The following is a 26205-nucleotide window of genomic DNA, read 5'->3' as shown; positions in this document are numbered from 1 at the left end:
ACGGATCCTCGAAATCGGTAACACGGCGTGCAGCTGCACGCGCCTGTAGTCGGGACGCGGACGCGGCGGTGCGGATGCACCGGCGGCAGTCAGCTCCCGGATCGATCAAGCCGAGGGATGCCGGGGAGGTCGTTGCAGGCCGTCCGGAATGAAGCCGGCGGCGAAGCGCGCAGGCGCCACGGTGACGGCGTCGGAGCCGTCGAAGGCGGGCAGGGGAAGGAAGGCGGAGGGAGGCGCCACCGCACCGATGCACAGTGCCGAGCAGGCACTGCAGGACGAGTGCGGCTTCTTGCCGGGGTCTTTGGCCGCAGCGTCGTCCTGATGTGCAGCCGAGGCGTCGCCGCGCGCATGGCCGTGGTGGGCCTGCGCAGCATCGGCATCGCCATGGTGCGCCATTGAAACGTCAGCCATCACATGAACCAGACCTTTGACCGGCGCGCACGACATCCCGACGTTCGCCGCCACCGCGTGGAGTGGCAGCACGAGCATCAACAGCCAGATGAGGAAGGTTTTGACGGTGCGGTTCATGAGTGCGCCGAGTATAGCACGGCAGTTTTGAGCGGTTAAGCCGCTCGCAGTGCTTGCTATCCGATCCGCTGGGAGACCTCCGTTGTCGACCCTCGGCATCGCTGACTATTCTTAATTCGCCTTTGGGAAAGTCATATCGAATGGGATTTCCATATTTCCATATTTCTCAGTCCGCTTATAGTCGAATGCAATCGTATTGTAGCGCTCGCTTCCGGCCCGAAGCGAACGTTATAACTCCCATGAAACGCCCTTTTGAACTCGACAATTATTTGCGGCATTCAATGTACGCGATCGGCTCTTTGATAACCTTCATGTGAAAGTAACGTCGCTTTAATTCACAATTTGCAGTCTGTGGCAATGATCATACAAATCGGCAAGGAATGTTCAATGCATAATTCATGTGGTATATTTATTTGTATTAAACATATCTATTCAGAAATAATTAAGGGCCGGAAATGAAATTGGTGCGGGTGTTGAAGACACAACATACGAACGGAATCGTTCGTGTAACGGGGACGGTGGAATACGACGACGGTGTTCTCGAGGATTACTGGTTCGAACTTCCGGAATCCTATACGCCTTCATCGAGTGGCAACCCATGGCTGGCTATTTTGTTGCCGCTCGCAGCGACAGTTGGCGAAGACTTGCACATCCCGCTTCCAGTCGATCCTGCATTACTGCGCGGTGCAGAAAGCGTTGTCCGTCTGTGGGCATATTGGCGTAAAGAAATGCACCTGGTCAACATCACGACGGGTCCCCTTGAAGCACGCCCGTTTACAGAACGTACGACGGCATCGTTCTTTTCTGCCGGTGTCGATTCGACGTTTACGGTACTGCGCCGTCCTGACGTTAAAAACTGGATCACGGTCCAGGGTTTTGACATGCCGATTACAAAAAACGAAGCGTTCAAGCATCACTGCGAACGCCTTTCCGCGATCGCCGCGCACTATCAAGCGTGTTTCATTCCTGTTCGAACCAATATCCGCGAAACGCGCTGGAAGAAAGCCCACTGGGAATTGTTTGCGTTCGGCCCTGCTTTGGCTGCGGTGGGGTTAATGTTCGAAGATCATTTCCATGAAATATTACTTCCGGCATCATGCGATTACTCCAGTCTGGATCCATGGGGTTCTCATCCTTTGTCCGATCCTCTTTTCTCGACCGTACATACGAAAATCATTCATGAGGGAACGGCATATTCAAGAACTGAAAAGATCGAATACCTGAGCCGTGACAAGAGGGCATTGAACGAACTGCATGTGTGCTTTCGAGGTGAGGACGCGAACGGACAGGATAATAAAAATTGCTGCCGGTGCGAGAAATGCTACCGCACCATGATTGCACTCGATCTCTTCGGTAAACTTGACGATGCAGTGCTATTCGATCGCTCGAAGTATCACATTGACCGTATTTCCAAGATTTATATGGGTCACGATATCGATGAGGTATTCTTTCTTCACCTTCATACGACTGCACTGGAACGTGGACGCAGCGACATCGCGGACCAGATTTCGGTCGCAATGCGGCGTTCGCGGAAGATCAGAAAACTCGCAAAGTTCGCGAAGCTGCCCATGGTCTGGAGGCCTGCGCAAGCATTGACGAAACATATGTTACGCGATGCACTCAAGTGAGCGTTGTCAGGAAGTCTGGCGAACAGGAATGGAATATACCCGCTCGTCCTGTCCTGTGGACCATCATAAGACCTTCATGACTGCCCCCATCCAGGCAAATCACGATCTGGCCGGCCGCAGAAGTTGGTGCAGTGTTCAGTTGAACGGATCACTTGTTTTCAAGCTGACGTTGAACGACCACTGCACCTGATGAAGGTCCGCTACCGCCCTCAAAGCCAGCGAGCGGAATCGCTTGCCACCCAATCTAGTTTAAGCTTAAAGTATCCAGGATTGTGCCGTGAGGCCGGCATGGGTGCCACGAGCGCCCATGCCTTCCCCGATTGTCCTCCCCGACTGGCCGGAGACACCATGAGCGGAACCGCGTACCTGGACACCTTTGCGAACGACAACCTGCCGCCACGCGAACAGTGGCCCGAGCTGCTGTTCGAGCTCGACGAGCTGGCCTATCCGGACCGTCTCAACTGCGCAGCCGAACTGCTGGACCGGATGGTCGCGCGCGGCCACGGCGCCTCGACAGCGATCCGCGGTGCGCACCTGGACTGGACCTATGCCGAGCTGCTGGAGAAGGTCGACCGTATCGCCGGCGTGCTGCGCACGGAGCTGAACCTCGTCCCCGGCAACCGCGTCCTGCTGCGCGGCGCCAACAACCCGATGATGGCGGCCTGCATCCTGGCGACCTGGAAGGCCGGCCTGATCGCCGTACCTACCATGCCGCTGCTGCGCGCCAGGGAACTCGGCACAATCATGACGCTGGCGCGGGTGGACGCGGTGCTGTGTACCGCCGACCTGCGCGCGGAACTGGACCTGGCCTGCCGCGAGCTCGAGACAGCGCCGCGCATACTCTCCTTTAACGACCCGGCCCCGGACGCACTCGAGGCCCTGATGGCGGCCATGCCGCCGCGCTTCGAGGCGCTCGACACCTGGTCCCAGGACGTCTGCCTGCTCAGTTTCACCTCCGGCACCACCGGGCGCCCGAAGGGCACGATGCACTTCCACCGCGACGTGCTGGCGATCTGCGACTGCTTTCCGCGCTCGATGCTGGCGACGACGCCTGCCGATGTCTTCATCGGCACGCCGCCGCTGGCCTTTACCTTCGGCCTCGGCGGCCTGCTATTGTTCCCGCTGCGCTACGGCGCCTCGGCGGTGCTGCTCGAAAAGCTCACGCCCGAGCTGCTGCTGGCGGCGATTGCCAGGTATCGCGCCACCGTCTGCTTCACCGCGCCCACCTTCTACCGGCAGATGGCGCCGCTGGCCGCGCAGCACGATCTCGCCAGCCTGACCCGCAGCGTCTCGGCCGGCGAAGCGCTGCCGCTGCAGACGCGCCAGGCCTGGCAGGAGGCCACGGGCCTGGCCATGATCGACGGCATCGGCGCCACCGAAATGCTGCACATCTTTATTTCGGCCGCCGGCGCGGACATCCGGCCCGGCGCCACCGGCCGGCCGATCCCCGGATACCACGCCTGCATCCTGGACGACGACGGCAATCCGGTCGGCCCCGGCGTCACCGGGCGCCTCGCGGTGAAGGGTCCGACCGGCTGCCGCTACCTGGCCGACCCGCGCCAGCTCGACTACGTCTGCCATGGCTGGAACCTGACCGGCGACGCCTACCAGGTCGACGCCGACGGCTATTACTGGTTCCAGGCCCGTACCGACGACATGATCATCTCGGCCGGCTACAACATCGCCGGGCCGGAAGTGGAGGACGTGCTGCTGCAGCATCCGGCGGTGGCCGAGTGCGGCGTGGTCGGCGCCCCCGACCCGGAACGAGGCCAGGTGGTGCAGGCCTATGTCGTTCTGCGCGCCGGCTTCGAAGGCGGCCCGGAGATGGCAAAGGCGCTGCAGGACCATGTGAAGCGGACCGTCGCGCCCTACAAATATCCGCGCCGGATCGCGTTTCGCGCCGCATTGCCGCGTACCGAAACCGGCAAGCTGCAGCGCTTCAAGCTGCGCCAGGAAGCAAAAGAAAGCATGGAGACGTCATGAACATCGTTTGCATCGGCGGCGGCCCGGCCGGACTGTATTTCGCCCTGCTGATGAAGAAGCAGGACCCGACGCACGCCATCACGGTCATCGAGCGCAACCGGCCCTACGACACCTTCGGCTGGGGCGTCGTGTTCTCCGACCAGACCCTGGGCAACCTGGTGGCCGCGGACGAACAGACCGCACGCACCATCCTGCAATCCTTCAACCACTGGGACGACATCGACGTCCATTTCAAGGGCCGCACCATCACCTCTGGCGGGCACGGCTTCTGCGGCATCGGCCGCAAGCGCCTGCTGAACATCCTGCAGGCGCGCTGCGAGGAGCTCGGGGTGCGGCTGGTCTTCGAAACCGAGGTCGCCGACGACGGCGCCATCGCCAGCCAGTACGGGGCCGACCTCGTGATCGCCTGCGATGGCCTGAACAGCCGCGTACGCAGCCGCTACGCCGATACTTACCAGCCCGACATCGACAGCCGCCACTGCCGCTTCGTCTGGCTCGGCACGAAGAAGAAGTTCGACGCCTTCACCTTTGCCTTCGAAGAGACTGAACACGGCTGGTTCCAGGCCCATTGCTACCAGTACGACGGCGACACCTCGACCTTCATCGTCGAGACGCCGGAAGAGGTCTGGAGAAAGTCGGGCCTGGCCGACATGAGCCAGGAAGAGGGCATCGCCTTTTGCGAAAGGCTGTTCGCGCGCCACCTCGACGGCCACGCCTTGATGAGCAATGCGAAGCACCTGCGCGGCTCCGCCATGTGGATCACCTTCCCGCGCATCGTGTGCCGCCAGTGGGTGCACTGGAACGCCGTCGACGGGCGCCGCGTGCCGGTCGTGCTGATGGGCGACGCCGCCCATACCGCGCATTTTTCCATCGGCTCCGGCACCAAGCTGGCGCTTGAGGATGCGATCGAGCTGGCGCGCTGCTTCGAACGCGAGAACGGCGCGGGCATCGACAAGGTGCTGGACGCCTACCAGCAGTTGCGCGCGGTCGAGGTGCTGAAGATCCAGAGCGCAGCGCGCAATTCGATGGAGTGGTTCGAGAACGTCGAACGCTACACCGCCATGGAGGCCGAGCAGTTCGCCTATTCGATGCTGACCCGCAGCCAGCGCCTGTCGCACGAAAACCTGCGCCTGCGCGATCCCGATTACGTCAACCGCTTCGAGGACTGGATCGCCAGGCGGGCCTTTGAACAGGCCGGGCTGGCGCTGCCGCGCGGGCAAAGCAGCATACCGCCGATGCTCACGCCTTTCCGCCTGCGCGGCACGGTGCTGAAAAACCGCATCGTCGTTTCGCCGATGGCCCAGTATTCGGCCGTGGACGGCGTGGCCGGCGACTACCACCTGGTGCACCTGGGCAGCCGGGCGCTGGGTGGCGCCGGGATGGTCTTCGCCGAGATGACCTGCGTCTCCGCCGACGCCCGCATCACGCCGGGCTGTCCCGGCATGTACACGCCCGGGCACACGGCGGCCTGGAAGCGGATCGTCGATTTCGTCCACGCGAGCAGCGATGCGAAGATCGCCATGCAGCTCGGCCACGCCGGCGCCAAGGGATCGACCCGGCGATCCTGGGACGGCACCGACCTGCCGCTGGAAGAAGGCAACTGGCCGCTGGTCTCCGCTTCTCCCCAGCAGTACCTGGAAGGCGTGTCGCAGCTGGCGCGCGAGGCCAGCCGCGCGGACCTGGAGCGCATCAGGCAGGACTTCGTGCGCGCGACCGAAGCGGCGGCAGAGGCCAACTTCGACTGGCTCGAACTGCACTGCGCCCACGGCTACTTCCTGTCCAGCTTCATCTCGCCGCTCACCAACCAGCGCAGCGACGAATACGGCGGCAGCCTGGAGAACCGCTGCCGCTATCCGCTCGAGGTGTTCGCCGCGATCCGCGCCGCCTGGCCCGCGGACAAGCCGATCAGCGTGCGCCTGTCCGCCCACGACTGGACCCCCGGCGGACTGACCCCGGACGATGCGGTCGACGTCGCGCGCCTGTTCAAGGCGGCAGGCGCGGACATGATCGACGTCTCCTCGGGCCAGGTCAGCAAGAAGGAACGGCCGGTGTATGGGCGCATGTACCAGACTCCGTTCGCGGACCGCATCCGCAACGAGGTCGGGATTCCGACCATCGCCGTGGGCGCGATCTTCGAGGCGGATCACGCGAACAGCATCATTGCTTCCGGCCGCGCCGACCTGTGCGCGATCGCGCGGCCGCACCTGGCCGACCCGGCCTGGACCCTGCACGAAACGGCGAAACTGGGCTACACGGATATCGCCTGGCCGAAGCAGTACTACGCCGGCAAGCAGCAGCTCGAGCGCAACCTCGAACGCGAACGGCAGATGGCGGCGGCGAGCAGCGGGCTCACCCCGCAGCAGGTCGCGGCCCGCTTGCTGGAGGGCTGAGGTGACCGGCAAACACGCAAGCAGCGCACCAGCCTCCGACGAGATGGACGGAGTGCTCGACCTCGAAAGCCGCCTGACCGGGAACAATCACGGGTCGCTCAAGCTGTGGCTGCGCATGCTCTCCTGCACGACGCTGATCGAAACCGAGATCCGCAGCCGCCTGCGTCAAGAATTCGGCATCACGCTGCCGCGCTTCGACCTGATGGCGCAGCTCGACCGCCATCCGGAGGGCCTGCGCATGGGCGAGCTGTCCAGGCGCATGATGGTCACCAGCGCCAACGTCACCGGCATCGTCAACCTGCTCGAGCAGGAAGGGCTGGTGGTGCGCGAGGCGGTGCCCGGCGACGGCCGCGCCTTCAGCATCAGCCTGAGTCCGGCCGGCCGGCGCGCGTTCAGGCGCATGGCCGCGCGCCACGAAGGCTGGATCATCGAGCTGATGAGCGGCCTGGGCGAAGACGAAAGGACGGCGCTGATGACCCTGCTGTCCACCATGAAGCGGGGCCTGGGCGGCCCCGACAAACCACAGAACCAGGAGACCTGATGCCTTACCTCACAGGCGAACGCCACCAGCTGCCGGGCAACCGCAGCGAGCTGGCCGATTACCAGCCGCAGCACTTCCTGTTCGCGCTCGAGCAAGGCGTGGGCACGATCACGCTGAACCGGCCCGAGCGCAAGAACCCGCTCACCTTCGACTCCTATGCCGAATTGCGCGACCTGTTCCGGGCCCTGGCCTACGCGGACGGGGTCAAGGCGGTCGTCGTCACCGGCGCCGGCGAGAACTTCTGCTCCGGCGGCGACGTGCACGACATCATCGGTCCGCTCACCAAGCTCGACATGCCGGGCCTGCTCGCCTTTACGCGCATGACGGGGGACCTGGTGAAAGCGATGCGCGCCTGTCCGCAGCCGATCGTCGCGGCGATCGACGGCATCTGCGCCGGCGCCGGCGCGATCCTGGCGCTGGCCTCGGACATCCGCTACGGCACTGCGCGCAGCAAGACGGCCTTTCTCTTCACCCGCGTCGGCCTGGCCGGCTGCGACATGGGCGCCTGCGCGCTGCTGCCGCGCGTGATCGGCCAGGGACGCGCAGCCGAGCTGCTGTACACCGGGCGCAGCATGAACGGCGAGGAGGCGGAACGCTGGGGCTTCTTCAACCGCCTCTGTTCGCCCGAGAGCGTGCTGGCCGAGGCGCGCGCCTTTGCCGCCGCACTGGCGGCCGGCCCCACCTTCGCGCACGGCATGACCAAGAAGATGCTGCAGCAGGAGTGGAACATGGGCGTCGACGAGGCCATCGAGGCCGAAGCCCAGGCCCAGGCGATCTGCATGGCGACCAATGACTTCCATCGCGCCTACCACGCGTTCGTGGCGAAGGAAAAACCCCAATTCGAAGGAGACTGAGCACGATGGCCGACCTTGATTACCTGGACTGGCCCTTCCTGGACGGGCGCCACCGCGAGCTGGCGCGCGAACTCGACGCCTGGGCAGCGCGGCACATCCCCCAGCAGCACGACCACGACGTCGACGCCGCCTGCCGCGCCCTGGTAAAGCAGCTGGGCGCGGCCGGCTGGCTGAAGTACGCGATCGGCGGCACGGCCTGCGGCGGCGCCAGCGAGGCGATCGACACGCGCGCCGTCTGCCTGGTCCGCGAAACCCTGGCCCGCCACTCGGGCCTGGCCGATTTTTCCTTTGCCATGCAGGGCCTGGGCAGCGGCGCCATCACGCTGTTCGGCAGTGAGGACAACAAGCGCGACTACCTGGCCCCGGTCGGCCGCGGCGAGGCGATTGCCGCCTTTGCGCTGTCCGAGCCCGACGCCGGCTCCGACGTCGCGGCGATGTCCTGTGCCGCGACGCTCGACGGCGACCATTATGTGCTCGACGGCGAGAAGACCTGGATCTCCAACGGCGGCATCGCCGACTTCTACGTCGTGTTCGCGCGCAGCGGGGAAGCGCCGGGCGCGCGCGGCATTTCCGCCTTCATCGTCGATGCGGACCTGCCCGGCTTCGAGATTGCCGGGCGCATCGACGTGATCGCCCCGCACCCGCTGGCGCGGCTGCGCTTCGACAAATGCCGGGTCCCCGTATCGAAGCGCCTGGGCGCGGCGGGGCAGGGCTTCAAGGTCGCGATGGCGACCCTCGACGTCTTCCGCACCTCGGTGGCCGCCGCGGCCCTGGGCTTTGCGCGGCGCGCGCTGGACGAGGCGCTGGCGCGCGCGACCTCGCGCAAGATGTTCGGCAAGACCCTCGCCGACTTCCAGCTGACCCAGGCGAAACTGGCCCAGATGGCGACCGGCATCGACGCCGCCGCGCTCCTGACCTATCGCGCCGCCTGGCAGCGCGACCAGGGCAGGCGCGTGACCAAAGAGGCCGCGATGGCCAAGCTGAGCGCAACCGAAACCGCGCAACAGGTGATCGACGCCGCGGTGCAGATGTTCGGCGGCCTGGGCGTGGTCAGCGAGCAGCCGGTCGAGCGCCTGTACCGCGAGATCCGCTCGCTGCGCATTTATGAAGGCGCGACCGAGGTGCAGCAGCTGATCATCGCGCGCGAGTTGCTGGCAGAAGCGGTTCCCCGCGCCTGACCGGCATGTCAGGCACTCTGAAGCTGAACAAGGAAAGGCAAGACCAATGGAATTCCTGCAACCGGAAGGGTGGGCCAAACCACGCGGCTACGCCAACGGCATCTCTGCGTCGGGCCGGATGGTGTTCGTGAGCGGCATGGTCGGATGGGATTCCCAGGGCGTCTTCCATACCGACGATTTCGCCGGCCAGGTGCGCCAGGCGCTGGCGAACATCGTCGCGGTGCTGGCCGAGGGCGGCGCCGGGCCCGAACACATCGTGCGCATGACCTGGTATGTGCTCGACAAGAAGGAGTACGTCGCCGCCTGGCCGGAGATCGGCGCGGCCTACCGCGAGCTGATCGGCCGCCACTTCCCGACCATGAGTGCGGTGCAGGTAGCCGGCCTGGTCGAGGACCGGGCCAGGGTCGAGATCGAAGTCACGGCGGTGGTGCCGTAGGGGCGGAGCCCATCTGCTTGACGCACTGGTATCGGGTCAGCACATCTCCCGCACGCAGTTTTGGCAAGCCATGCGAACCACCCTCGCAAGTCCTTCCTCGCAGGGCTCGCCCCGGACTCCGCCAAACGTGGGCGCTTAGCGCACACTTAGTCGCTGTACGCCCCCATCGTCCGTTTTGCGCACGGTAGTATTTCGTCATCGACTACACGAACGACGCCGGCATGCCGCCGCCGTCCAACGCATCCTATGACGAGGGCACCTGCATGAATATCCTGACGCTCCACGGGATCAACCTGAATATGTTCGGCAAGCGCGACCCGGCCCAGTACGGAACCGTGACGCTGGCCGAGATCGACGAGCGCGTGCGCGCGCTGGGGCAGGAACTGGGCGCCGAGGTCGAGAGCTTCCAGACCAACTGCGAGGGCGCGATGTGCGAGCGCATCCATGCGGCGCATGGGGAAGCGGTTGATGCCGTCCTCATCAACGCCGGCGCCTGGACCCACTACAGCTACGGCATCCGCGACGCGCTGGCCATTCTCACGGTGCCGATCGTCGAGGTGCACATGTCGAATATCCATGCGCGCGAACCGTTCCGGCATACCTCGGTGATCGCGGACATCGCGCTGGGCCAGATCGCCGGCTTCGGCGTGGACAGTTACCTGCTCGGCTTGCGGGCCGCGGTCGCGGCCGTGCAGGCGCGCGCCTGAACCAGAAAGGAGCACGATCATGAGCACGACGAACGAGCTAAAGAATGAAGGGGCGGCGAGCCCCGGCGCCGCGAAAGCGCGCAAGCTGCTGGTGGGCCTGGTTGGCCGCGGCATCCAGCACTCGATGACCCCGGCGATGCAGGAAAAGGAGGCGCGCGAACACGGCATCGACCTCCACTACCAGCTGATCGACCTGGCAGAGCCGGGCGCCGGCGAAGAAGACCTGGCCGGCCTGGTCAAGGCACTGCGCGCGATCGGCTTTGCCGGCTTCAACGTCACCTTCCCCTACAAGCAGGCCATCCTGCCGCTGCTCGACGGCCTGTCCGAAGAAGCGCAGGCGATGGGCGCGGTGAACACCGTGGTCAACACCGGCGGCCGCCTGGTCGGGCACAATACCGACGGCTCCGGCTGGGCCTGGGGTTTCAAACGGGCGCTGCCGGGCGCCGACCTGTCGCGTGCGGTGCTGCTCGGGGCCGGCGGCGCCGGCTCGGCCATCGCGGACGCGGCGCTGCGCATGGGCATCAAGCAGTTGACGGTGGTCGACATCGACGCCGGCCGCATCGAGGCGCTTGCCGCCAAGCTGAACGAACAGCATGGCGCCGGACGGGTCAGCGCCAGCACCGACATTGCCGCCGCCCTGGAAGGGGCGAGCGGCTTGATCCACGCCACGCCTGTCGGTATGTATTCGGTGCCCGGCTTGCCGCTGCCGGCGGAATTGCTGCGGCCTTCGCTGTGGGTATCCGAGGTCGTGTACTTCCCGCTCGATACCGCGCTGCTGCAGGCGGCGCGCGCGCGAGGCTGCGCCACGGCGGACGGCGGCAACATGGCCGTCGGCCAGGCGGTCGGCGCTTTCAAACTGTTCACGGGCCTCGAGCCCGACGCCGCCAGGATCGATGCGCATTTCCGCGCAATGATCGCGGCCAGGGACCAACAGGGCTGAACGGAGCACGCCATGCGCAAGTCGATCGCCACCGTCTCGCTCTCGGGCATGTTGCCGGAGAAGCTGGAAGCCGCTGCCGCCGCCCGTTTCGACGGGGTCGAGATTTTCGAAAACGATTTATTGCAGTTCCCCGGAACCCCGGGCGAGGCGCGCCGCATCTGCGCCGACCTCGGGCTGCGGATCGAGATGTTCCAGCCCTTCCGCGACTTCGAGGGCGTCGCCCCCGACCAGCTGCTGCGCAACCTGGACCGCGCCGAGCGCAAGTTCGACGTCATGGAGCAGCTCGGGACCGAGCTGCTGCTGGTGTGCGCCAACATCTCGGCCGATGCATCGAGCGACCTCGACTTGCGGGCCGAGCAGATGGCGCTGCTGGCCGAACGGGCCGCGCGGCGCAAGCTGCGCATCGCCTTCGAGGCGCTGGCCTGGGGCGGGGCGGTCAGGACCTGGCGCCAGGTCTGGGACATCGTCCAGCGCGCCAACCGTCCCAACCTGGGCGTGGCGCTCGACAGCTTCCATACGCTGGCGATCCGCGACGACTGGCAGGGGATCAAGGATATTCCGGGCCAGCGCATCTTCTTCATGCAGCTGGCCGATGCGCCCTGGGTGAATACCGACCCGCTGACGCACAGCCGCCACTACCGCAGCTTCCCCGGCCAGGGCGAAATGGATGTGACCGGATTCGTCGGCGCGGTGCTCGACAGCGGCTACAACGGGCCGATGTCGCTCGAGATCTTCAGCGACGAGGTGCGCGCGGCGCCGGCGCGCAGCACCGCGCTCGATGCCATGCGTTCGCTGCTGTGGCTGGAAGAACAGGTGCGGCACCTGCCTTCGCTGAAGCACCCGGAGCGCACCCACGGCCAGCTGGGGCGGGCGGTGCTGCTCGATCCGCCGCCGCCCCCCGTCCTGCACGGCTGGGCCTTCGTCGAATTCGCGGTCGACGGCCCGACGGCAAGCCGGCTGCGCGAATTCCTGTTCCTGCTCGGCTTTTGTCCGATCGGGCGCCATCGCTCCAAGAACGTCGAATTGCTGGGGCAGGGCGACGTGCGCATCGTGTTGAACCTCGAAGAGGATTCGTTCGCGCGCGGCTATTTCGACCAGCACGGCAGCTCGGCCTGCGCGGTGGCGCTGGCCTGCGACGACGCGGCAGCCGCGCTGGCGCGCGCCGAAGCGCTGGGCGCGACGCGCGTCGAGGGCCAGGTCGGCCCGAACGAACTGACGATTCCCGCGGTGCGGGCGCCGGACGGCAGCCTAGTGTATTTTTTTGACACCCACCAGGGCGGCAGCCACGGCTTCGAAGCCGATTTCGTGCTCGACGCCATGCCGGAGGGCGCAGCGGCGCTGGACACCTGCCTCGGCACGGGCGCGCGCATCGACCATATCGCCGCGGTCCTGCCGCCGGGACAGCTCGACAGCTGGGTGCTCTTTTATCGGGCCCTGCTGGGACTGGAGCCGCAGCCGAACACGGTCCTGCACGACCCCTACGGCATCATCCGCAGCCGCGCGCTCGAGGCGCCGAACCGGAAGGTGCGCTATGCGCTCAACGTGTCGGACCGTCCCGGCACCGTGGTCGGACGCACCGTCGGCCAGTTCGGCGGCGCCGGCATCCACCATATCGCGATCGCGGTCGACGACGTCGTCGCCACGGTGCGCCAGCTGCGCGCACGCGGCATGCCGATGCTGGCGATTCCCGCCAATTACTACGACGACCTGGGCGCCAAGTATGGCATCGAGCAGGCCACGCTTGCGGCCTGGAGCGAGCTGGGCGTGATGCTCGAGCGCAGCGGGGAGGGCGAGATCCTGCATGCCTACAGTACCCCTTTCGACAACCGCTTCTTCTTCGAGCTGATCGAGAGGCGCCACGGCTACCAGGGCTATGGCGCCGGCAACGCGCCGTTCCGGCTGGCGGCGCTGGCGCACTGGGCCAGCCGGCATGGCAATCCTCCCCCGGTCAACCAGCACACCACCCACGATCCTCTTTCCTGAAAGCGAATGCATGTTCGACATCCTTGCCATCATCAGCCCCATCTATATCGCCATCCTGGCCGGCTACGCCGCTACACGGATGGGGCTGTTCAGCAAGGCGGACATGCGGGTTTTCGGTAAATTCGTCATCAATTTCGCCTTGCCGGCGCTGATCTTCAACGCGATTTCCCAGCGTCCGATCGCCGAGGTCCTGAACGCCGGCTACATGGCGGCCTATCTGGGCGGTTCGCTCCTCAGCATGGCCCTGGGCTTCCTGTGCGCGCGCCGCCTGGCCGGACTGGACCACGTCGGCAGCACCTTCGCAGCGATGGGCGTGTCGTGTTCGAACAGCGGCTACATCGGCCTGCCGATCCTGCTGCTGACCATGCCGGCGCTGGCCAGCGTGGCCCTGGCCATGAACGTGATCATCGAGAACGTGGTGATGATCCCGCTGCTGCTGATGATGGCCGAGAGCGGCCGCGAGGGCGCCGGCCCGGCGCACCGCGTGTTCTTCCAGACCGCGGCCCGGGTGGCGCGCATGCCGCTGGTGCTGGGCCTGGCCGCTGGGCTCGCCATGAGCCTGCTCGGCTGGAACCTGCCGGCGGCGCTGGCGCGCAGCGTGACCCTGTTCGCGCAGGCCACCGGCGCGCTGTCGCTGTTCGTCATCGGCGGCACCCTGGTCGGCCTGCCGCTGCGCGGCATGGGACCGGGCGTGCTGGCGATCGCCATCGGCAAGCTGGTCGGGCATCCGCTGGCGGTGCTGGGCGTGGCCAGCGCGCTGTCCTGGGTCGGCATCGCCCCGCCTGGCCCGGCGCTGCTGGCCGCCGGCGTGGTGATGGCGGCGGTACCGATGCTCGGCATCTATCCGATCCTGGCCCAGGCCCATGGCCTGGCCGACCGCAGTGCCGCGGCGCTGCTGGTCACCACGGCGCTCTCCTTCCTGACCCTGAGCACTGGCCTGTGGCTGCTGCGCGCGCACGCCTGACACCACCGAAGGCGCGGACACCGTGTGCGCATTGCGGCCACCGTGGCCGGCATGCGCCCATACCTTATTCCGATGCTATGATATCGGCGTCTTTGCGAGCACAAGGGTCGCTATGAAAAGGTCAGTCGAAGTCCCCCAGCCGGCCGAGCAGGCGGCACAGAATGCGGCCCAGAATGCGGCACCCCGCGCCAGCCGCGCCGTTCCGCTCGCCTTCGACGTGCAGGCGCAGATGGCCGCGGCCATGGAGCACTACAAGGACGACCCGGACTTCGTGACGGCCCTGGCGCGCGGCCTGGCGGTCATGATGGCGCTGTCGGAAAAGCGGCGCCGCATTTCGATTGCCCAGGTCAGCCATGTCACCGGCATTCCGCGCGCCGCGGCACGGCGCAGCCTGCACACGCTGACCAAGCTCGGCTTCGTGGCCATGGACGAGGCCAATCTGTTCTACCTGCGGCCGCGCATCCTGTCGCTGAGTCATTCCTACCTGTCGGCCTCGCCGCTGGCGATGCTGTCCCAGCCCATCCTCGACAAGCTCGGCGAGGAGATCGGCGAAAGCTGTTCCCTGGCCGTGCTCGACAGCGACGAGATCGTGTATCTCGCGCGCTCGTCCGCTTCGCGGGTGATTTCCCCGTCCCTGAACGTGGGGCGCCGCATTCCCGCCTACTGCACCTCGATCGGCCGCATCCTCCTTGCCCACCTGCCCGACGCGCAACGCGATGCCTATCTGCGCAACACGCGCCTGCAGGCCTATACCGAGCACACGGTGACGGACCGCGAGGAGTTGCGCACCATCCTGGCGCAGGCGCGCGCCAACGGGTTTGCGTTCTCGCGCGAGCAGATCGAACCGCGCCTGTCCTCGCTGGCGGTGCCGGTACGCGACGCCGCCGGCCAGTATGTGGCCGGGATCAACGTCCTGCTGCAGGGCCGGCCGCCGACTCCGCAGGAAGCGGCGGCCAGATATTTTCATCCACTGAACGAGGCCGCCAAGGCCCTTGGCCACCTGTTGCTGTTCTAACGGCGTGTGGCGAAATCAAGCCTGGCTGGCGCGCCTGTTGGGTCGCCCAAGCGCCTCGGCTGGCCCTGGCTTTGATCGCGGCCGACCCTCGCTCCCGGCGCGGCAGCCAGGAATCGTTCTCCAGACGCCAAGGTAAAAAGATGCCATGCCGGATCTTTTCTCGCTCGTCTATAGCCGCGCGCAATGGGAATGCATGTGACCCTTGAGATTCCTCAAAGGTCGGCCTTTGTCATGCCAGGAAGCCGCCAGTCTAACCGCTTACGCCGGCGAACAAGCTGGTAACGCGGCCATGCCGTCTATCGCATCGACATGACGAAGGAGACTGCAATGAACGACAATCCGGTAGCAAGCCTTGTTTCCGAGCGGGGCATTCAGCGAACGCCAGAGATCGGGTACACCGCCAAGCTCAAGGAGCAGCAGGACCGTGCCGCAGCCGCGCGTTTCGAGGCGAGAAAGGCGGTCCGGCAACAAGCCGACAAGCTGAAGGACCAGGGATTATTCCTTGAACTTGCAGACCCGGCAAAAATTGCAGAGCGTGCCGCGCGCAAGGGAGGGAAGGCGCAGGCAAGTCCGAATCTCGTACAGGCGGTGATCAGCGCCGCTAAGATGCCCGCGCGCAGCATGAGCGCCGCCATTGAACGCATCATCGGCAGCAACGACCTGCTGCCGGTGGCCTATTTCGGGCACGGTGCCCTGGCTGCCGATGCGGTCGGGCGCGTGGTCACGACCGACGGGCAAGGTCACGAGCTCAGCTATGGCACCGGCTTCCTGGTGGCGCCAGGCGTGATCCTCACCAACCACCACGTCTTGCCGGATGCGGACACGGCTGAGCTGAGCGTCATCCAGTTCAACTATCAGGCAGGGGTCGACGGGCAGATGGAGCGTTTCGACGTTGCGCACATCGACAAGAATCGCTACCTGTCGAACGAAGAGTTGGACTTTGCCCTGGTCGGCATCATCCCGGCAGCGGGATCCCGCCAGCGGACCGTGTTGCCGCTGATCGCCTCCAGCGCGAAGATACTCCCGGACGAGCCGGTCGCGATCATCGAGCATCCCCGGGCCCTGCCAAAGCAGGTGGCCCTGCGCGAAAACAAGGTTGTCGACCTGCTGCCCGACTTCGTGCATTACACAACCGACACCGAGCCCGGCGCATCGGGATCGCCCGTATTCAACGACCAGTGGGAAGTGGTGGCGCTGCATCATGCGAGTGTGCCTGCCGGTGGCACGGGTGCGGCGGGCGCGTCGGCAAGCTGGATTGCCAACGAAGGAGTCCGGATCAGCCGTATCGTGGCCTACCTGAAGGAATTGCACAGCCTGTCGGCACCGGTTCAGCAGATGGTCGCCGCCGTCTTGCAGCAAGAGGCGTTCACGCCCTTGCCCAGCCTGGATGGCGGCGCCGCAGCAGCCAGCCCGACGTTCAAGCCCGCTGCCGGCCAGGAAAGGCAGGCGGAAAAGATGACCCTGGCGCCGGGAACCCAGGTTTCCCTCGACGCGGGCGCCTACGTGACCGAGATCACGATCAGCGTGCGCCCGACCGACGCGCCCGCGCGCCTGCCGGGCGCGCGCGACGAGGGGCTGGTGTCGGACGTGGCACGTGGGGCGGCCAGGGTCGCCGACCAGGTGCTCGGGATGGTGGGCGTGCAGACCAGGCTGCCTGCCTTTGTCCAGACGCTCGAGCCCGGCGATGTCCTGCTGTACAACGGCACGGGAATCCTGTCGGATGCGATCAAGTATTTCACCAACAGTGACGTCAGCCATGTGGCTTTGTACCTGGGCGGGGATGGCAGGGGCCTGATCGGCGAGGCCGTGGATGCCGGTGTCATCCGGGATGCCCCGGAACAGAGTTTCCCAGGTCACAACTGGGTCGTGGTGCACCGTTTGCGCGACAAGCGCGACATGACGCCCGTGCTCAACCGGGGCAATTACTATCTGGACAAGAAGCTGCAGTACGCCTACCCGCAGCTTGTTTTTCTCGGGATATTGCTGCTGACGAAAAAGTTACGCCCTTCCGGCATCCTGGGGAAAATGATACAGGCAGTGTCGGTGGCTGCGTCGGAGGCCCTCAACCGCTTCCTCGAAAGCGGAAAGGAACTGATGATCTGCTCGGAATTCGTGTACCGGGCCTATGACGAAGCGGTCAGCGGCCAGGCCAACCCGTTTCACCTGGAGATTCCCGGGATCGCCAGGGAAGCCTACGCCCCGACAGCGCCCGCCATCGAGGAGGGAAGCATCGCCGCCACCCTGCTGGCGCAGCCGCAGCTGCTGCAGCCGGGTTTTGCCGAGGCGGCCGAGCGTGCGGTCGTGCAGTTGCCGCTCAACCAGGAGCTGCTTCAGAAGCAGGCTGAAAGGTTGGTGGCCGAGTACCTGGCCGAGGTCCAGTATGGCAGGCCGCCGAGCGAGCCGGTCGAGCCGGTCGAGCGCCTCGTCCCGCAAGCGCAGCTCGGCGCGGCCGTGTCGAGGTTTGCGATCACCCTGGCCGCCGTACGCCACCAGGCCGCCGGAGCAGGCAAGGAGGAAGCACTGGCGGCCGCGACCCAACCGGCGGCCGTCGGGCAGGAGCTGCCGCCGGCGCTGCAGGCACTGTTCCGGACGCCCGCCGATTTCGTGACGCCGGCGGACCTGCGGCGCTCGTCCAGCCTGACCGAGGTCGGCCGCGTTTTCTGAGGCCTGCGCCCGCTGTCCCGGCAAGCTGCGGCTATCCCGCACCTTGCCGGGCAGTACAGCAAGCCGACTGCCGGACCCCGGATACGCTGGAGGCGCTTAGGCGGCGGCCTTGACCCCGCTTCCGCCGTGCACGCTCTGTTCGCGCAGGTGCTTGTACTCTTCCTTGTCGACCGGCACGGCGTCCCGCTTGCCCAGGTCTTCCATGCGGATGCGGTGGGTTTCGCGGGCGCTCAGCGCGGCCAGCGCGGCAATCGCCGTCACGATCAACGCCAGGGTGCCGACCGTGGTCGGGATGTCGCGCGCGCCCGGAGGCGCCACGGCGGCGAAGACTGCCGGCAGCATCGCCGTGACCAGGGTTCCCAGGTTCTGCGAGATCGCCATCGCCGAGACGCGGGTGCGGGTCGGGAACAGCTCCGGATAGAAGCTCGGGAAGACGGCGTTATACCCCTGGTACACGATGCCCCACATCAGTACCGACATCACGACCGCCAGCGGGACGTTGTCGATGCTGATGGCGTACAGGTAGCCGAAGGAGAGCAGGCCCGAGCCGATCGCGCCGACGATGATCGGCGGCTTGCGGCCGATCTTGTCCGACAGGTTGCCGACAAAAGGAATGACGAGCACGGCCACGATATTGCCGATCACCGGAATCCACAGGTAGACGTCTTTCGAGAAGCCGATGCCGTAGCCCGGCTGGACCGCATAGGCGGCGCCGAAAATCGTCGCCACCACCGGGATCACGTTCATCAGCGCCATGCAGACGACGCGCAGCATGTCGCGCCAGCTTTCCTGCACGGCCTGCAGCATCGGCGCCTTCGGAACCTTGCCGTCGACGCTTTCCTGCTCGAAGGCCGGGGTTTCCTCGACGTTACGGCGGATCATGTAGCCGACGACGATGACCGCGAAGCTGAGCAGGAAAGGAATGCGCCAGCCCCAGGAATTGAAATCATCCTCGGGCATGTAGTGCGCCAGCGGCAGGAACACGGCGGCCGCCAGGATCTGGCCGAACTGCACGCCCTGCAGTGTGAAGCTGGCGAAGTAGCCGCGCCGTCCGAAGGGCGCATGCTCGAGGATCATCGAACTGGCGCCGGAGATCTCGCCGGCGACGGCGAAGCCCTGGATCAGGCGCATGATGACGAGCAGGGTGGGCGCCAGCATGCCCACTTGCTGGTAGGTCGGCAGCAGGCCGACGGCCATGGTCGAAAAGCCCATCAGGAACATGCACACGACGAGCACATGTTTCCGGCCCCGGGTGTCGCCCCAGTGGCCGAGGACGAAGGCGCCGATCGGGCGCGCGACATAGCCCACGCCATAGGTGGCCAGCGAAGCGATGATGGCGGTCTTCGGATCGCCCTTCGGGAAGAAGATCTGCGGGAAGATCAGCGAGGCCGCGGTGGCGTAGATGAAGAAATCGTAGTACTCGAGCACCGAGCCGATCCAGCCGCTCAGTGTCGCCTTCTTGGTCTGGCTGCGGTCGTGCGCAGTCTCGTTTAGCGTGGTAGCCATGGTGTCTCCTGGTTCGTGCAAAGTGTTGGACTGTATGCCTGAAGCGATTGGGAAAGGCGCTCAGAAACGATGGAGGATGCCGAGCTGCAGGCCGGTCAGCCTCCTGCCGTTGATCGCGTCCCCCGCCAGGTTGGCCGAGGGGGCGGCCGAGCTGCTGAAGCGGAAGCCCGCGTTTGCTTCGTTTTTCAGGTAGCTGAGGAAGCTGTACAGGGTGGTGCGCTTCGACATCGCGTAATAAGCGCCGGCGTTGGCGCCGCGCGCGCCGGCGTCGCCACCCGAGGTATCGTGCATGACGCCATACAGCGCCCCGACGCGCAGGGCCGGCGTGACACGGTAATCGGCCGAGATCTGCCAGATATTGTAGTAGCGCCCGGCATTCGGATCGGTGCCGGCGAAATAATTGTTCGGCGAGCCGACATTGCTCAGGATGGTGGCGGCGTTGCGCCCGTTGGCATTCCCGGTCGAGTTGTTGCTGCGGACAAAAGCCAGGTAGACGGTGCCGGCATCGTATTTGTAGTTGGCATACAGGTGCTGGTAGCTGACCTTGTCGGGGACGGTGGCCGTCAGCCGGTTCGGGGTCGCCTGCAGGCCGGCATAACCGAGCCGGAACGGACCCTTCTCGTAATCGAGCGCCGCCTGGTAGACCGGCCGGTTGCCGCGCGTGGCGCCGCCGTTTTCCGGCAGTGCATAGTGCAGCGACAGCATCAGGCCGGCGACGCGCGGCGTGCGGTACGAGATATCGTTGTCGTAGCGCGAAGGGACGCCGAAGGTGTTGATCACGGAACCGAAGGTGGTGCGTTCCGTGTAGTCGATGGGGCCGCCGGTGAGGAAGATCTCGGTATTCTGACGGCCCACGCGCACTTCCCCGGCCGGCGTGTTCATGCCGACCCAGGCCTGGCGGTCGAACAGGCGCGAGCTGTCGGCCTGGGTGCCGGTGTCGGCGCCGATGCCCATCTCGAGGTTGTACTTGACCTCGTAGCCCTGGCCCAGCGCCTCGCTGCCGCGCACGCCGAGGCGGGTGCGCAGGATGGCGCCGTCGTTCAGGCCAGTAATGTGCTCGCCGTTGCTGCTGTGGATATAGCCGAGGTATTCGTCGACATCGCCGTAAATCGTGAGGGCGGATTGGGCCTGGGCCATGCCTGTCGAGGCAAGCAGGGCCAGGGCGCCTGCGATTCTGGTTTTCATCATGTCTCCATCGTTGAGTATGTCCGGAGCGGCCTTCTGTGTGCCACCCGCATCGCCCCGGGTTATGGTTGTGCGATGTGAAAATGTTAGAACAAAAATCACGGACAGGTTGGGCGATAATCGAATATGTGTGCGCTAGTCGCCCATTGAGTTCATAATTGGCACGGCCCGATCCCGCGACGGCAAACCCAATACGGGAGACTATGCGTGGCGGGTGGAAGTTCGGGCAGCGGCGCCGGTTGCAGGGTTCGGTCAAGCCTGCGCCGCGGCGGCGAACGAAAGCTGCCGGACCTGCGAAACGCGTTATGATTTGACAGCTGATGCATCGGAGACAAGTGCATGACCCATACCGACAAGAATGCCGCCAACGAGAACCCGCTTGGAATCGCCGGCCTCGAGTTCATCGAATACGCCACGACCCAGCCGCAAGCCTTCGGCGCCCTGATCGAACAGCTGGGCTTTGTCGCGACCGCGCGCCACCGTTCGCGCGAAGTGACCCTGTACCGCCAGGGCGACATGAACATCGTCGTCAACGCAGACAAGCGCGCGCTGCCCTCGTCGGCGCGCGAGGACATGCCCACGACCGTGATCAGCGCCATTGCCCTGAGGGTGCGCGATGCCGACGTCGCCTACCGACACGCCATCGAGATGGGCGCCTGGCCGATCCAGACGCGGGCCGGCGTCATGGAGCTGAACATCCCGGGCGTGCATGGCGCAGGCGATTCGATCCTGTATTTCGTCGACCGGGTCGGCGACTTTTCCATCTACGACGTCGACTTCAAGCCGATCCCGGGCGCGCCGCAACAGCCGCCTGCGCTGGCCGGCATGCATTTCTTCGGTGTGGTGCAGTCGATCGACGAGGGGCGCCAGCCGGAGTGGTGCGATTTCTACCGCCAGCTGATGCATTTCGAAGCGCTGCCCGAGGGCCAGTTTTTCGGCGTCGTACAGAAGGGGACGCTGCTCGCCAGTCCTTGCCGCAGCTTCTACCTGCAGCTGATCGAGCCGCCGCCCGGGGCCGGCGGCCTGCAATGGGAAGAGCAGCTGGTGCGGGTCGGTTTCGGCGTGCCGGATGTCGCCGCCGCCGTGCGCCTGCTGGAGGAGCGCGGCATCGTCTTCATCGAACGCGACCCGCCCCAGCCGCACGCCAGGGGCGCCCTGACCCGGCTGTACAAGGGAGGCGTCAGCTTCGAACTGGTGGTCAGCGAGCGTGCGCCGGCCGCGGAGGCGCGATGAACCTGACGAATTTTGGCCTGGACAGCATCACGCTGGCCGGGCCGCTGGGGTCGAAGCTGGCGGCCTGCCGGGCGGCCGGTTTTTCGCAGATCATGCTCTGGGCGCGCGACCTGGTCGAGCACCCGGGCGGACTCGAGGACGCGATACGCTTGGTCCGGCAAAGCGGGCTGCGCGTGACCGGAATCCAGGTCATGCGCGACTACGAGGGCCTCGACGACGGCCTGCACGCGTACAAGCTCGATATCGCCCGCCACCTGCTGCGCGTGTGCAAGGCGGTGGGGGCGGGCATCCTGGTCGTCGCTTCCAGCACCTCGAGCCACGCCAGCGGCGAGCTCGACCGGATCGCCCGCGACCTGGCCAAGCTGGCCAATTCGGCGGTGCCGCTGGGGGTGCGGATCGGCTATGAAGCGCTGTCCTGGGGCCGCCATGTGCGGGCCTGGGAACAGGCGTGGGAAGTGGTCGACATGGCGGCGCACGCCAATCTCGGCGTCGTGCTCGATTCCTTCCACATGCTGGCCGGCGGCGACGAGCTGGAAGGACTGGAAGACATGCCTTCGGAAAAAATCGCGCTGGTCCAGCTGTCGGATTTCATGTGGCGCGACCTGGGCAGCCTGGATGAGCGGATCGAGACGGCCGGGCATTTGCGCGTCTTCCCCGGCGAGGGCTGCCACTCGGCTGAGCTGTCGAGCATCCTGCGGCGGCTGGACCGCGGCGGCTACCGCGGCAGCTACAGCCTGGAGGTCGTCAACGACGACTACCTGCAGCTGCCGCCCGATATCGTCTGCGGGCGCGCCTTGATGGCGGCGAAATGGATTACCGACCAGGTGCTGCGGCGCAGCCTGCAAGTCCGTGCCTATGCGGGACGGACCTTGTAAAACCCGTGTCGGGCACCGGGATTCAGAACCGGTTCAGGCCCTGGTAGTAGGCGCGGTTCGAGAGCGAGAGTGCGTAGAAAATTTCGGCCAGCAGGATGCGCGCCTTGCGGCGCAGGGGGGTGTCGGTCTTGTTCGAAACAGAAGTAATGGTGGCAGTGTGCATGATGGGGTTCCCGTGCGTTGGTCGCGTGATCGATAGCGCGACTGTACGCCTGCGGGAGTCATTCATCCAATTTTGATTCCGCATCTCAGACATTATCGTGGGTAATTTCTGCCTGCATCGGGCGAGCCAGGTTGCGGGCGCATGGCGCACACTTTGCCGCTGCCCGCCCCCTTTGTCCATTTTCTGCGTTATACGATCGTTAACCTGACCAGACCAAGGAACGAACATGGATCCCGTGATCATCGCCGTCGCCATCACCGGCTCGGTACCGCGCAAGAAAGACAATCCGGCGGTACCGGTCACCGTTGCCGAACAAATCGAGTCGACCCACGAAGCCTATGAAGCGGGCGCCAGCCTCGTGCACCTGCACGTGCGCAATCCGGACGAGAGTTCCTCATCCGATCCGGCGCTGTTTGCCAGCGTCCTGGAGGGCATACGCAAACATTGTCCGGGCATGATCGTCCAGTTTTCGACCGGCGGCCGCGGGCGCGACCAGGCCGCCCGGGGCGCCGCGCTGCACCACAGGCCGGACATGGCATCGCTGGCGACCGGTACCGTCAATTTTCCGAGCATCATTTACGAGAACGCCCCGGCCCTGGTCGACCAGCTGGCGGCGACCATGAAGCAGCACGCGATCCTGCCGGAGATCGAGATCTTCGACCTCTCGCATCTGTATGGCATGCGGCGGCTGATGGACGCGGGCCTGATCAACGACCGGCCGCATGTCCAGTTCGTCATGGGCATCAAGAATGCGTTGCCGGTGGCCGAGTACCTGCTCGATCTCCTGCTCTCGGTGCTGAAACGCGTGGCGCCGAACGCCACCTGGACCGCTGCCGGCATCGGCCGCCACCAGAACGACGTGATCGAGTGGGTCCTCAAGCGCAAGGGCGATGCGGTACGCACCGGGCTGGAGGACAACATCCGCATCGACCGCGAGCGCCTGGCCACGAGCAATGCGGAGCTGGTCCGGGTCGCTGCCGACCTGTGCGCGGCCTACGGTGCGCGTCCGGCGACGCCTGCCGAGGCGCGTGCCAGGCTCGGCTTGCCGGCCTGAGCGGCCGGCCGTTCGAGCTGCCGGGGCGGCTTCCCCCGGCCCTGCATGCGCGCCGGGTAGCCCGTCGACGCCGGCGGCCCGGACCTCGGCAAGGCGCCCCGATGTCGTGTACGATTGACCATCCCCGGGCCTTGCCCTCTGCCTTCCAACTTCCTTTACGCCAAACAATATGAGCACTGAAAGCAGCCTCAACGAAACCAACGACGCCCAACTGCGCGCCGACGCCCTCGAATACCACCGCAGCCCGACGCGCGGCAAGATCGAGGTGGTGGCAACGAAACCGCTGTCGAACCAGCGCGACCTGTCGCTGGCGTATTCGCCGGGCGTGGCCTATGCCTGCGAAGAGATCGCGGCCGACCCGGCGATGGCGGCCGAGTACACCTCGCGCGCCAATCTCGTGGCCGTGATCTCGAACGGCACTGCGGTGCTGGGTCTCGGCAACATCGGTCCGCTGGCCTCGAAGCCGGTGATGGAAGGCAAAGGCTGCCTGTTCAAGCAGTTCGCCGGGGTCGACGTATTCGACCTGGAACTGGCCGAGAACGACCCGGATAAACTGATCGAAGCGATCGCGATGCTGGAACCCACCGTGGGCGGCATCAACCTGGAAGACATCAAGGCGCCGGAGTGCTTCTACATCGAGAAGAAGCTGCGCGAGCGCATGAACATCCCGGTCTTCCACGACGACCAGCACGGCACCGCGATCATCTCGAGCGCGGCCCTGCTCAATGCCCTGAAGGTGGTCGGCAAGGACATCGGCCAGATCAAGCTGGTGGCCTCCGGCGCCGGCGCGGCGGCGATCGCCTGCCTCGACATGATGGTGATCCTGGGAGTCAAGCGCGAGAATATCTATGTCACCGACTCCAAGGGCGTCATCTATGCCGGCCGCGACGCCAACATGGAAGCGAACAAGGCGCGCTATGCGCAAGAGACGGGCGCGCGTACGCTGGCCGACATCGTGAACGGCGCCGACGTCTTCCTCGGCTGCTCGACCGCGGGCGTCCTCACCGGCGAGATGGTGAAAACCATGGCCGATCAACCGGTGATCCTGGCGCTGGCCAATCCGGAGCCGGAGATCCGTCCGGAAGTGGCGAAAGCCGCGCGTCCGGACTGCATCATCGCGACCGGCCGTTCGGACTATCCGAACCAGGTCAACAACGTCCTGTGCTTCCCCTACATCTTCCGCGGCGCCCTCGACTGCGGCGCCACGCGCATCACCGACGAGATGAAGCTGGCCTGCGTCACCGCGATCGCCGAGCTGGCCGAAGCCGAAGCGAGCGACGTCGTCGCCTCGGCCTACGAGGGACAAGACCTCTCCTTCGGTCCCGACTACATCATCCCGAAGCCTTTCGATCCGCGCCTGCTGGCCGCAATCGCGCCGAAAGTGGCCGAAGCGGCGGCCGCCTCCGGCGTCGCGTCGCGTCCGATCGCCGACATGGATGCCTACCGCGAAAAGCTGGGCCAGATGATCTACCACACCGGTTTCTTCATGAAGCCGGTGTTCGCCCAGGCCCGCGCGAAGAGCCGCCGTGTGGCCTATGCCGAGGCGACCGAGCGCCGCGTGCTGCGCGCGGTGCAGACCGTGGTCGACGAAGGCCTGGCGCGCCCGGTGCTGATCGGCGACGGCGCCGCCATCGCACGCGCCATCCAGGAAGCCGGCCTGCGCCTGAAGCAGGGCGCCGACTACGAGCTGGTCGCGGCCGAGGGCGACACGACGCTGCAGGGCACGCGCCTTCTGAAGTCGGGCCAGGTCGATGCCCTGATCTGCGGCATGACCGGTCATTACGACAGCCACCTGACGCACGTCCAGAACGAGATCGGCCTCGCGCCCGGCGCGGAAGTCATGGCCGCGATGAATGCGCTGGTGCTCGACAAGCTGACGCTGTTCATCGCCGACACCTATGTCAACGATCAGCCGAGCGCCCCGGAGCTGGCCGCGATCACGCGCATGGCGGCCGCCGAACTGCGCCAGTTCGGCCTGGAGCCGAAGGTCGCGCTGCTGTCGCATTCCTCGCAAGGCTCGTCCGAGCGTCCGTCGGCGCGCCGCATGCGCGAAGCGCGCGCCTTGCTGGCGCAAAGCGCGCCGGATCTCGCCGTGGTCGGCGAAGTCCATGGCGACGCCGCGCTGTCGCAGGAAATCCGCGACCTGTATCACGTCGAAAACGGTTTCGCCGGCAGCGCCAACCTGCTGGTCACGCCTTCGCTGGACGCCGCCAACATCCTGTTCAACGTGCTGAAGGTCGCGGCCGGCAAGGGCGTCACCGTGGGCCCGATCCTGCTGGGCGCGGCGAAGCCGGTGCACATCCTGAGCCCGAGCGCGACGGTGCGCCGCATCGTCAACATGACGGCGCTGGCGGCAGCGGGCGTGCGCGAGGGCTGAG

At 65.8% G+C, this 26205-nt stretch carries 21 protein-coding genes; 17 read left to right on the top strand and 4 right to left on the bottom strand.

Going from position 1 to position 26205, the window contains the following annotated elements; translation table 11 throughout:
* Positions 1 to 105: 105 nt before the first annotated feature.
* Complete coding sequence (locus tag ACI48I_RS17425; RefSeq protein ID WP_193685986.1) at positions 106 to 528, bottom strand: hypothetical protein; 423 nt, start codon at positions 526 to 528, stop codon at positions 106 to 108.
* Positions 529 to 983: 455 nt separating this feature from the next.
* Here ACI48I_RS17425 and ACI48I_RS17420 point away from each other — a divergent pair, with 455 nt between their 5' ends.
* From ACI48I_RS17420 to ACI48I_RS17360, 13 genes are all read left to right on the top strand, one after another.
* Entirely contained in the window at positions 984 to 2156 is a 1173-nt protein-coding gene (locus tag ACI48I_RS17420) for a hypothetical protein (RefSeq protein WP_498574919.1), read from the top strand.
* 348 nt (positions 2157 to 2504) lie between these two features.
* The gene (locus ACI48I_RS17415) at positions 2505 to 4139 is read left to right on the top strand and encodes an AMP-binding protein (protein ID WP_498574918.1); all 1635 of its coding nucleotides are present in this window, start codon (positions 2505 to 2507) and stop codon (positions 4137 to 4139) included.
* Positions 4136 to 6529 (top strand): bifunctional salicylyl-CoA 5-hydroxylase/oxidoreductase, encoded by a 2394-nt coding sequence (locus tag ACI48I_RS17410; RefSeq protein ID WP_498574917.1) that lies wholly within the window; start codon positions 4136 to 4138, stop codon positions 6527 to 6529. The genes ACI48I_RS17415 and ACI48I_RS17410 overlap by 4 nt, the downstream gene beginning before the upstream one ends.
* 43 nt (positions 6530 to 6572) lie before the next feature.
* Positions 6573 to 7070 (top strand): MarR family winged helix-turn-helix transcriptional regulator, encoded by a 498-nt coding sequence (locus ACI48I_RS17405; protein WP_193689079.1) that lies wholly within the window; start codon positions 6573 to 6575, stop codon positions 7068 to 7070.
* On the top strand, positions 7070 to 7924 hold the full coding sequence (locus ACI48I_RS17400; protein WP_498574916.1) for an enoyl-CoA hydratase family protein: 855 nt from the start codon (positions 7070 to 7072) through the stop codon (positions 7922 to 7924). The genes ACI48I_RS17405 and ACI48I_RS17400 overlap by 1 nt, the downstream gene beginning before the upstream one ends.
* A gap of 5 nt (positions 7925 to 7929) precedes the next feature.
* Positions 7930 to 9102 (top strand): acyl-CoA dehydrogenase family protein, encoded by a 1173-nt coding sequence (locus ACI48I_RS17395; RefSeq protein ID WP_498574915.1) that lies wholly within the window; start codon positions 7930 to 7932, stop codon positions 9100 to 9102.
* A gap of 46 nt (positions 9103 to 9148) precedes the next feature.
* On the top strand, positions 9149 to 9538 hold the full coding sequence (locus ACI48I_RS17390) for a RidA family protein (RefSeq protein ID WP_193685980.1): 390 nt from the start codon (positions 9149 to 9151) through the stop codon (positions 9536 to 9538).
* A 263-nt stretch (positions 9539 to 9801) separates the two neighbouring features.
* Positions 9802 to 10245: a type II 3-dehydroquinate dehydratase gene (gene aroQ / locus ACI48I_RS17385; RefSeq protein WP_193685979.1), complete on the top strand. Its 444-nt coding sequence runs from the start codon at positions 9802 to 9804 to the stop codon at positions 10243 to 10245.
* A 19-nt stretch (positions 10246 to 10264) separates the two neighbouring features.
* Complete coding sequence (locus ACI48I_RS17380) at positions 10265 to 11185, top strand: shikimate dehydrogenase (protein ID WP_498574914.1); 921 nt, start codon at positions 10265 to 10267, stop codon at positions 11183 to 11185.
* Positions 11186 to 11197: 12 nt separating this feature from the next.
* Positions 11198 to 13168, top strand: coding sequence for a bifunctional sugar phosphate isomerase/epimerase/4-hydroxyphenylpyruvate dioxygenase family protein (locus tag ACI48I_RS17375; RefSeq protein ID WP_193685977.1), 1971 nt, complete (start codon positions 11198 to 11200; stop codon positions 13166 to 13168).
* A 10-nt stretch (positions 13169 to 13178) separates the two neighbouring features.
* Entirely contained in the window at positions 13179 to 14132 is a 954-nt protein-coding gene (locus ACI48I_RS17370) for an AEC family transporter (RefSeq protein ID WP_498574913.1), read from the top strand.
* 112 nt (positions 14133 to 14244) lie between these two features.
* Positions 14245 to 15147 carry an IclR family transcriptional regulator domain-containing protein gene (locus ACI48I_RS17365; RefSeq protein ID WP_498574912.1) on the top strand — a complete coding sequence of 301 codons (903 nt, stop codon included), beginning with the start codon at positions 14245 to 14247 and terminating at the stop codon, positions 15145 to 15147.
* Positions 15148 to 15474: 327 nt separating this feature from the next.
* A complete protein-coding gene (locus ACI48I_RS17360) occupies positions 15475 to 17811 on the top strand; it encodes a trypsin-like peptidase domain-containing protein (RefSeq protein ID WP_498574911.1) in 2337 nt (778 codons plus the stop codon).
* A 96-nt stretch (positions 17812 to 17907) separates the two neighbouring features.
* Here the strand turns inward: ACI48I_RS17360 and ACI48I_RS17355 are convergent, their stop codons facing one another.
* Both ACI48I_RS17355 and ACI48I_RS17350 read right to left on the bottom strand, forming a co-directional pair.
* Positions 17908 to 19317: an MFS transporter gene (locus ACI48I_RS17355; RefSeq protein ID WP_498574910.1), complete on the bottom strand. Its 1410-nt coding sequence runs from the start codon at positions 19315 to 19317 to the stop codon at positions 17908 to 17910.
* A gap of 60 nt (positions 19318 to 19377) precedes the next feature.
* The gene (locus tag ACI48I_RS17350; RefSeq protein WP_193689078.1) at positions 19378 to 20502 is read right to left on the bottom strand and encodes a porin; all 1125 of its coding nucleotides are present in this window, start codon (positions 20500 to 20502) and stop codon (positions 19378 to 19380) included.
* A 339-nt stretch (positions 20503 to 20841) separates the two neighbouring features.
* Between ACI48I_RS17350 and ACI48I_RS17345 the strand changes: the two genes are divergently transcribed.
* Positions 20842 to 21735 (top strand): 4-hydroxyphenylpyruvate dioxygenase, encoded by an 894-nt coding sequence (locus ACI48I_RS17345; RefSeq protein WP_193685972.1) that lies wholly within the window; start codon positions 20842 to 20844, stop codon positions 21733 to 21735.
* Positions 21732 to 22610, top strand: a complete 879-nt coding sequence (locus ACI48I_RS17340) for a sugar phosphate isomerase/epimerase family protein (protein WP_498574909.1) — start codon at positions 21732 to 21734, stop codon at positions 22608 to 22610. The genes ACI48I_RS17345 and ACI48I_RS17340 overlap by 4 nt, the downstream gene beginning before the upstream one ends.
* A gap of 22 nt (positions 22611 to 22632) precedes the next feature.
* On the opposite strand, the gene ACI48I_RS17335 is transcribed toward ACI48I_RS17340, so the two are convergent.
* A complete protein-coding gene (locus ACI48I_RS17335) occupies positions 22633 to 22773 on the bottom strand; it encodes a hypothetical protein (protein ID WP_193685970.1) in 141 nt (46 codons plus the stop codon).
* 226 nt (positions 22774 to 22999) lie between these two features.
* On the opposite strand from ACI48I_RS17335, the gene ACI48I_RS17330 reads away from it, so the two are divergent.
* Positions 23000 to 23827, top strand: a complete 828-nt coding sequence (locus tag ACI48I_RS17330; RefSeq protein ID WP_498574908.1) for a 3-oxoadipate:acetyl-CoA acetyltransferase — start codon at positions 23000 to 23002, stop codon at positions 23825 to 23827.
* 169 nt (positions 23828 to 23996) lie between these two features.
* Positions 23997 to 26204, top strand: a complete 2208-nt coding sequence (locus tag ACI48I_RS17325) for an NADP-dependent malic enzyme (RefSeq protein ID WP_498574907.1) — start codon at positions 23997 to 23999, stop codon at positions 26202 to 26204.
* Position 26205 lies beyond the last annotated feature (1 nt).

It is taken from the genome of Massilia sp. LXY-5 (assembly GCF_059801075.1).
Note: the sequence above shows the minus strand (reverse complement) of the source record. Positions and strands in the feature narration are given on the sequence as shown.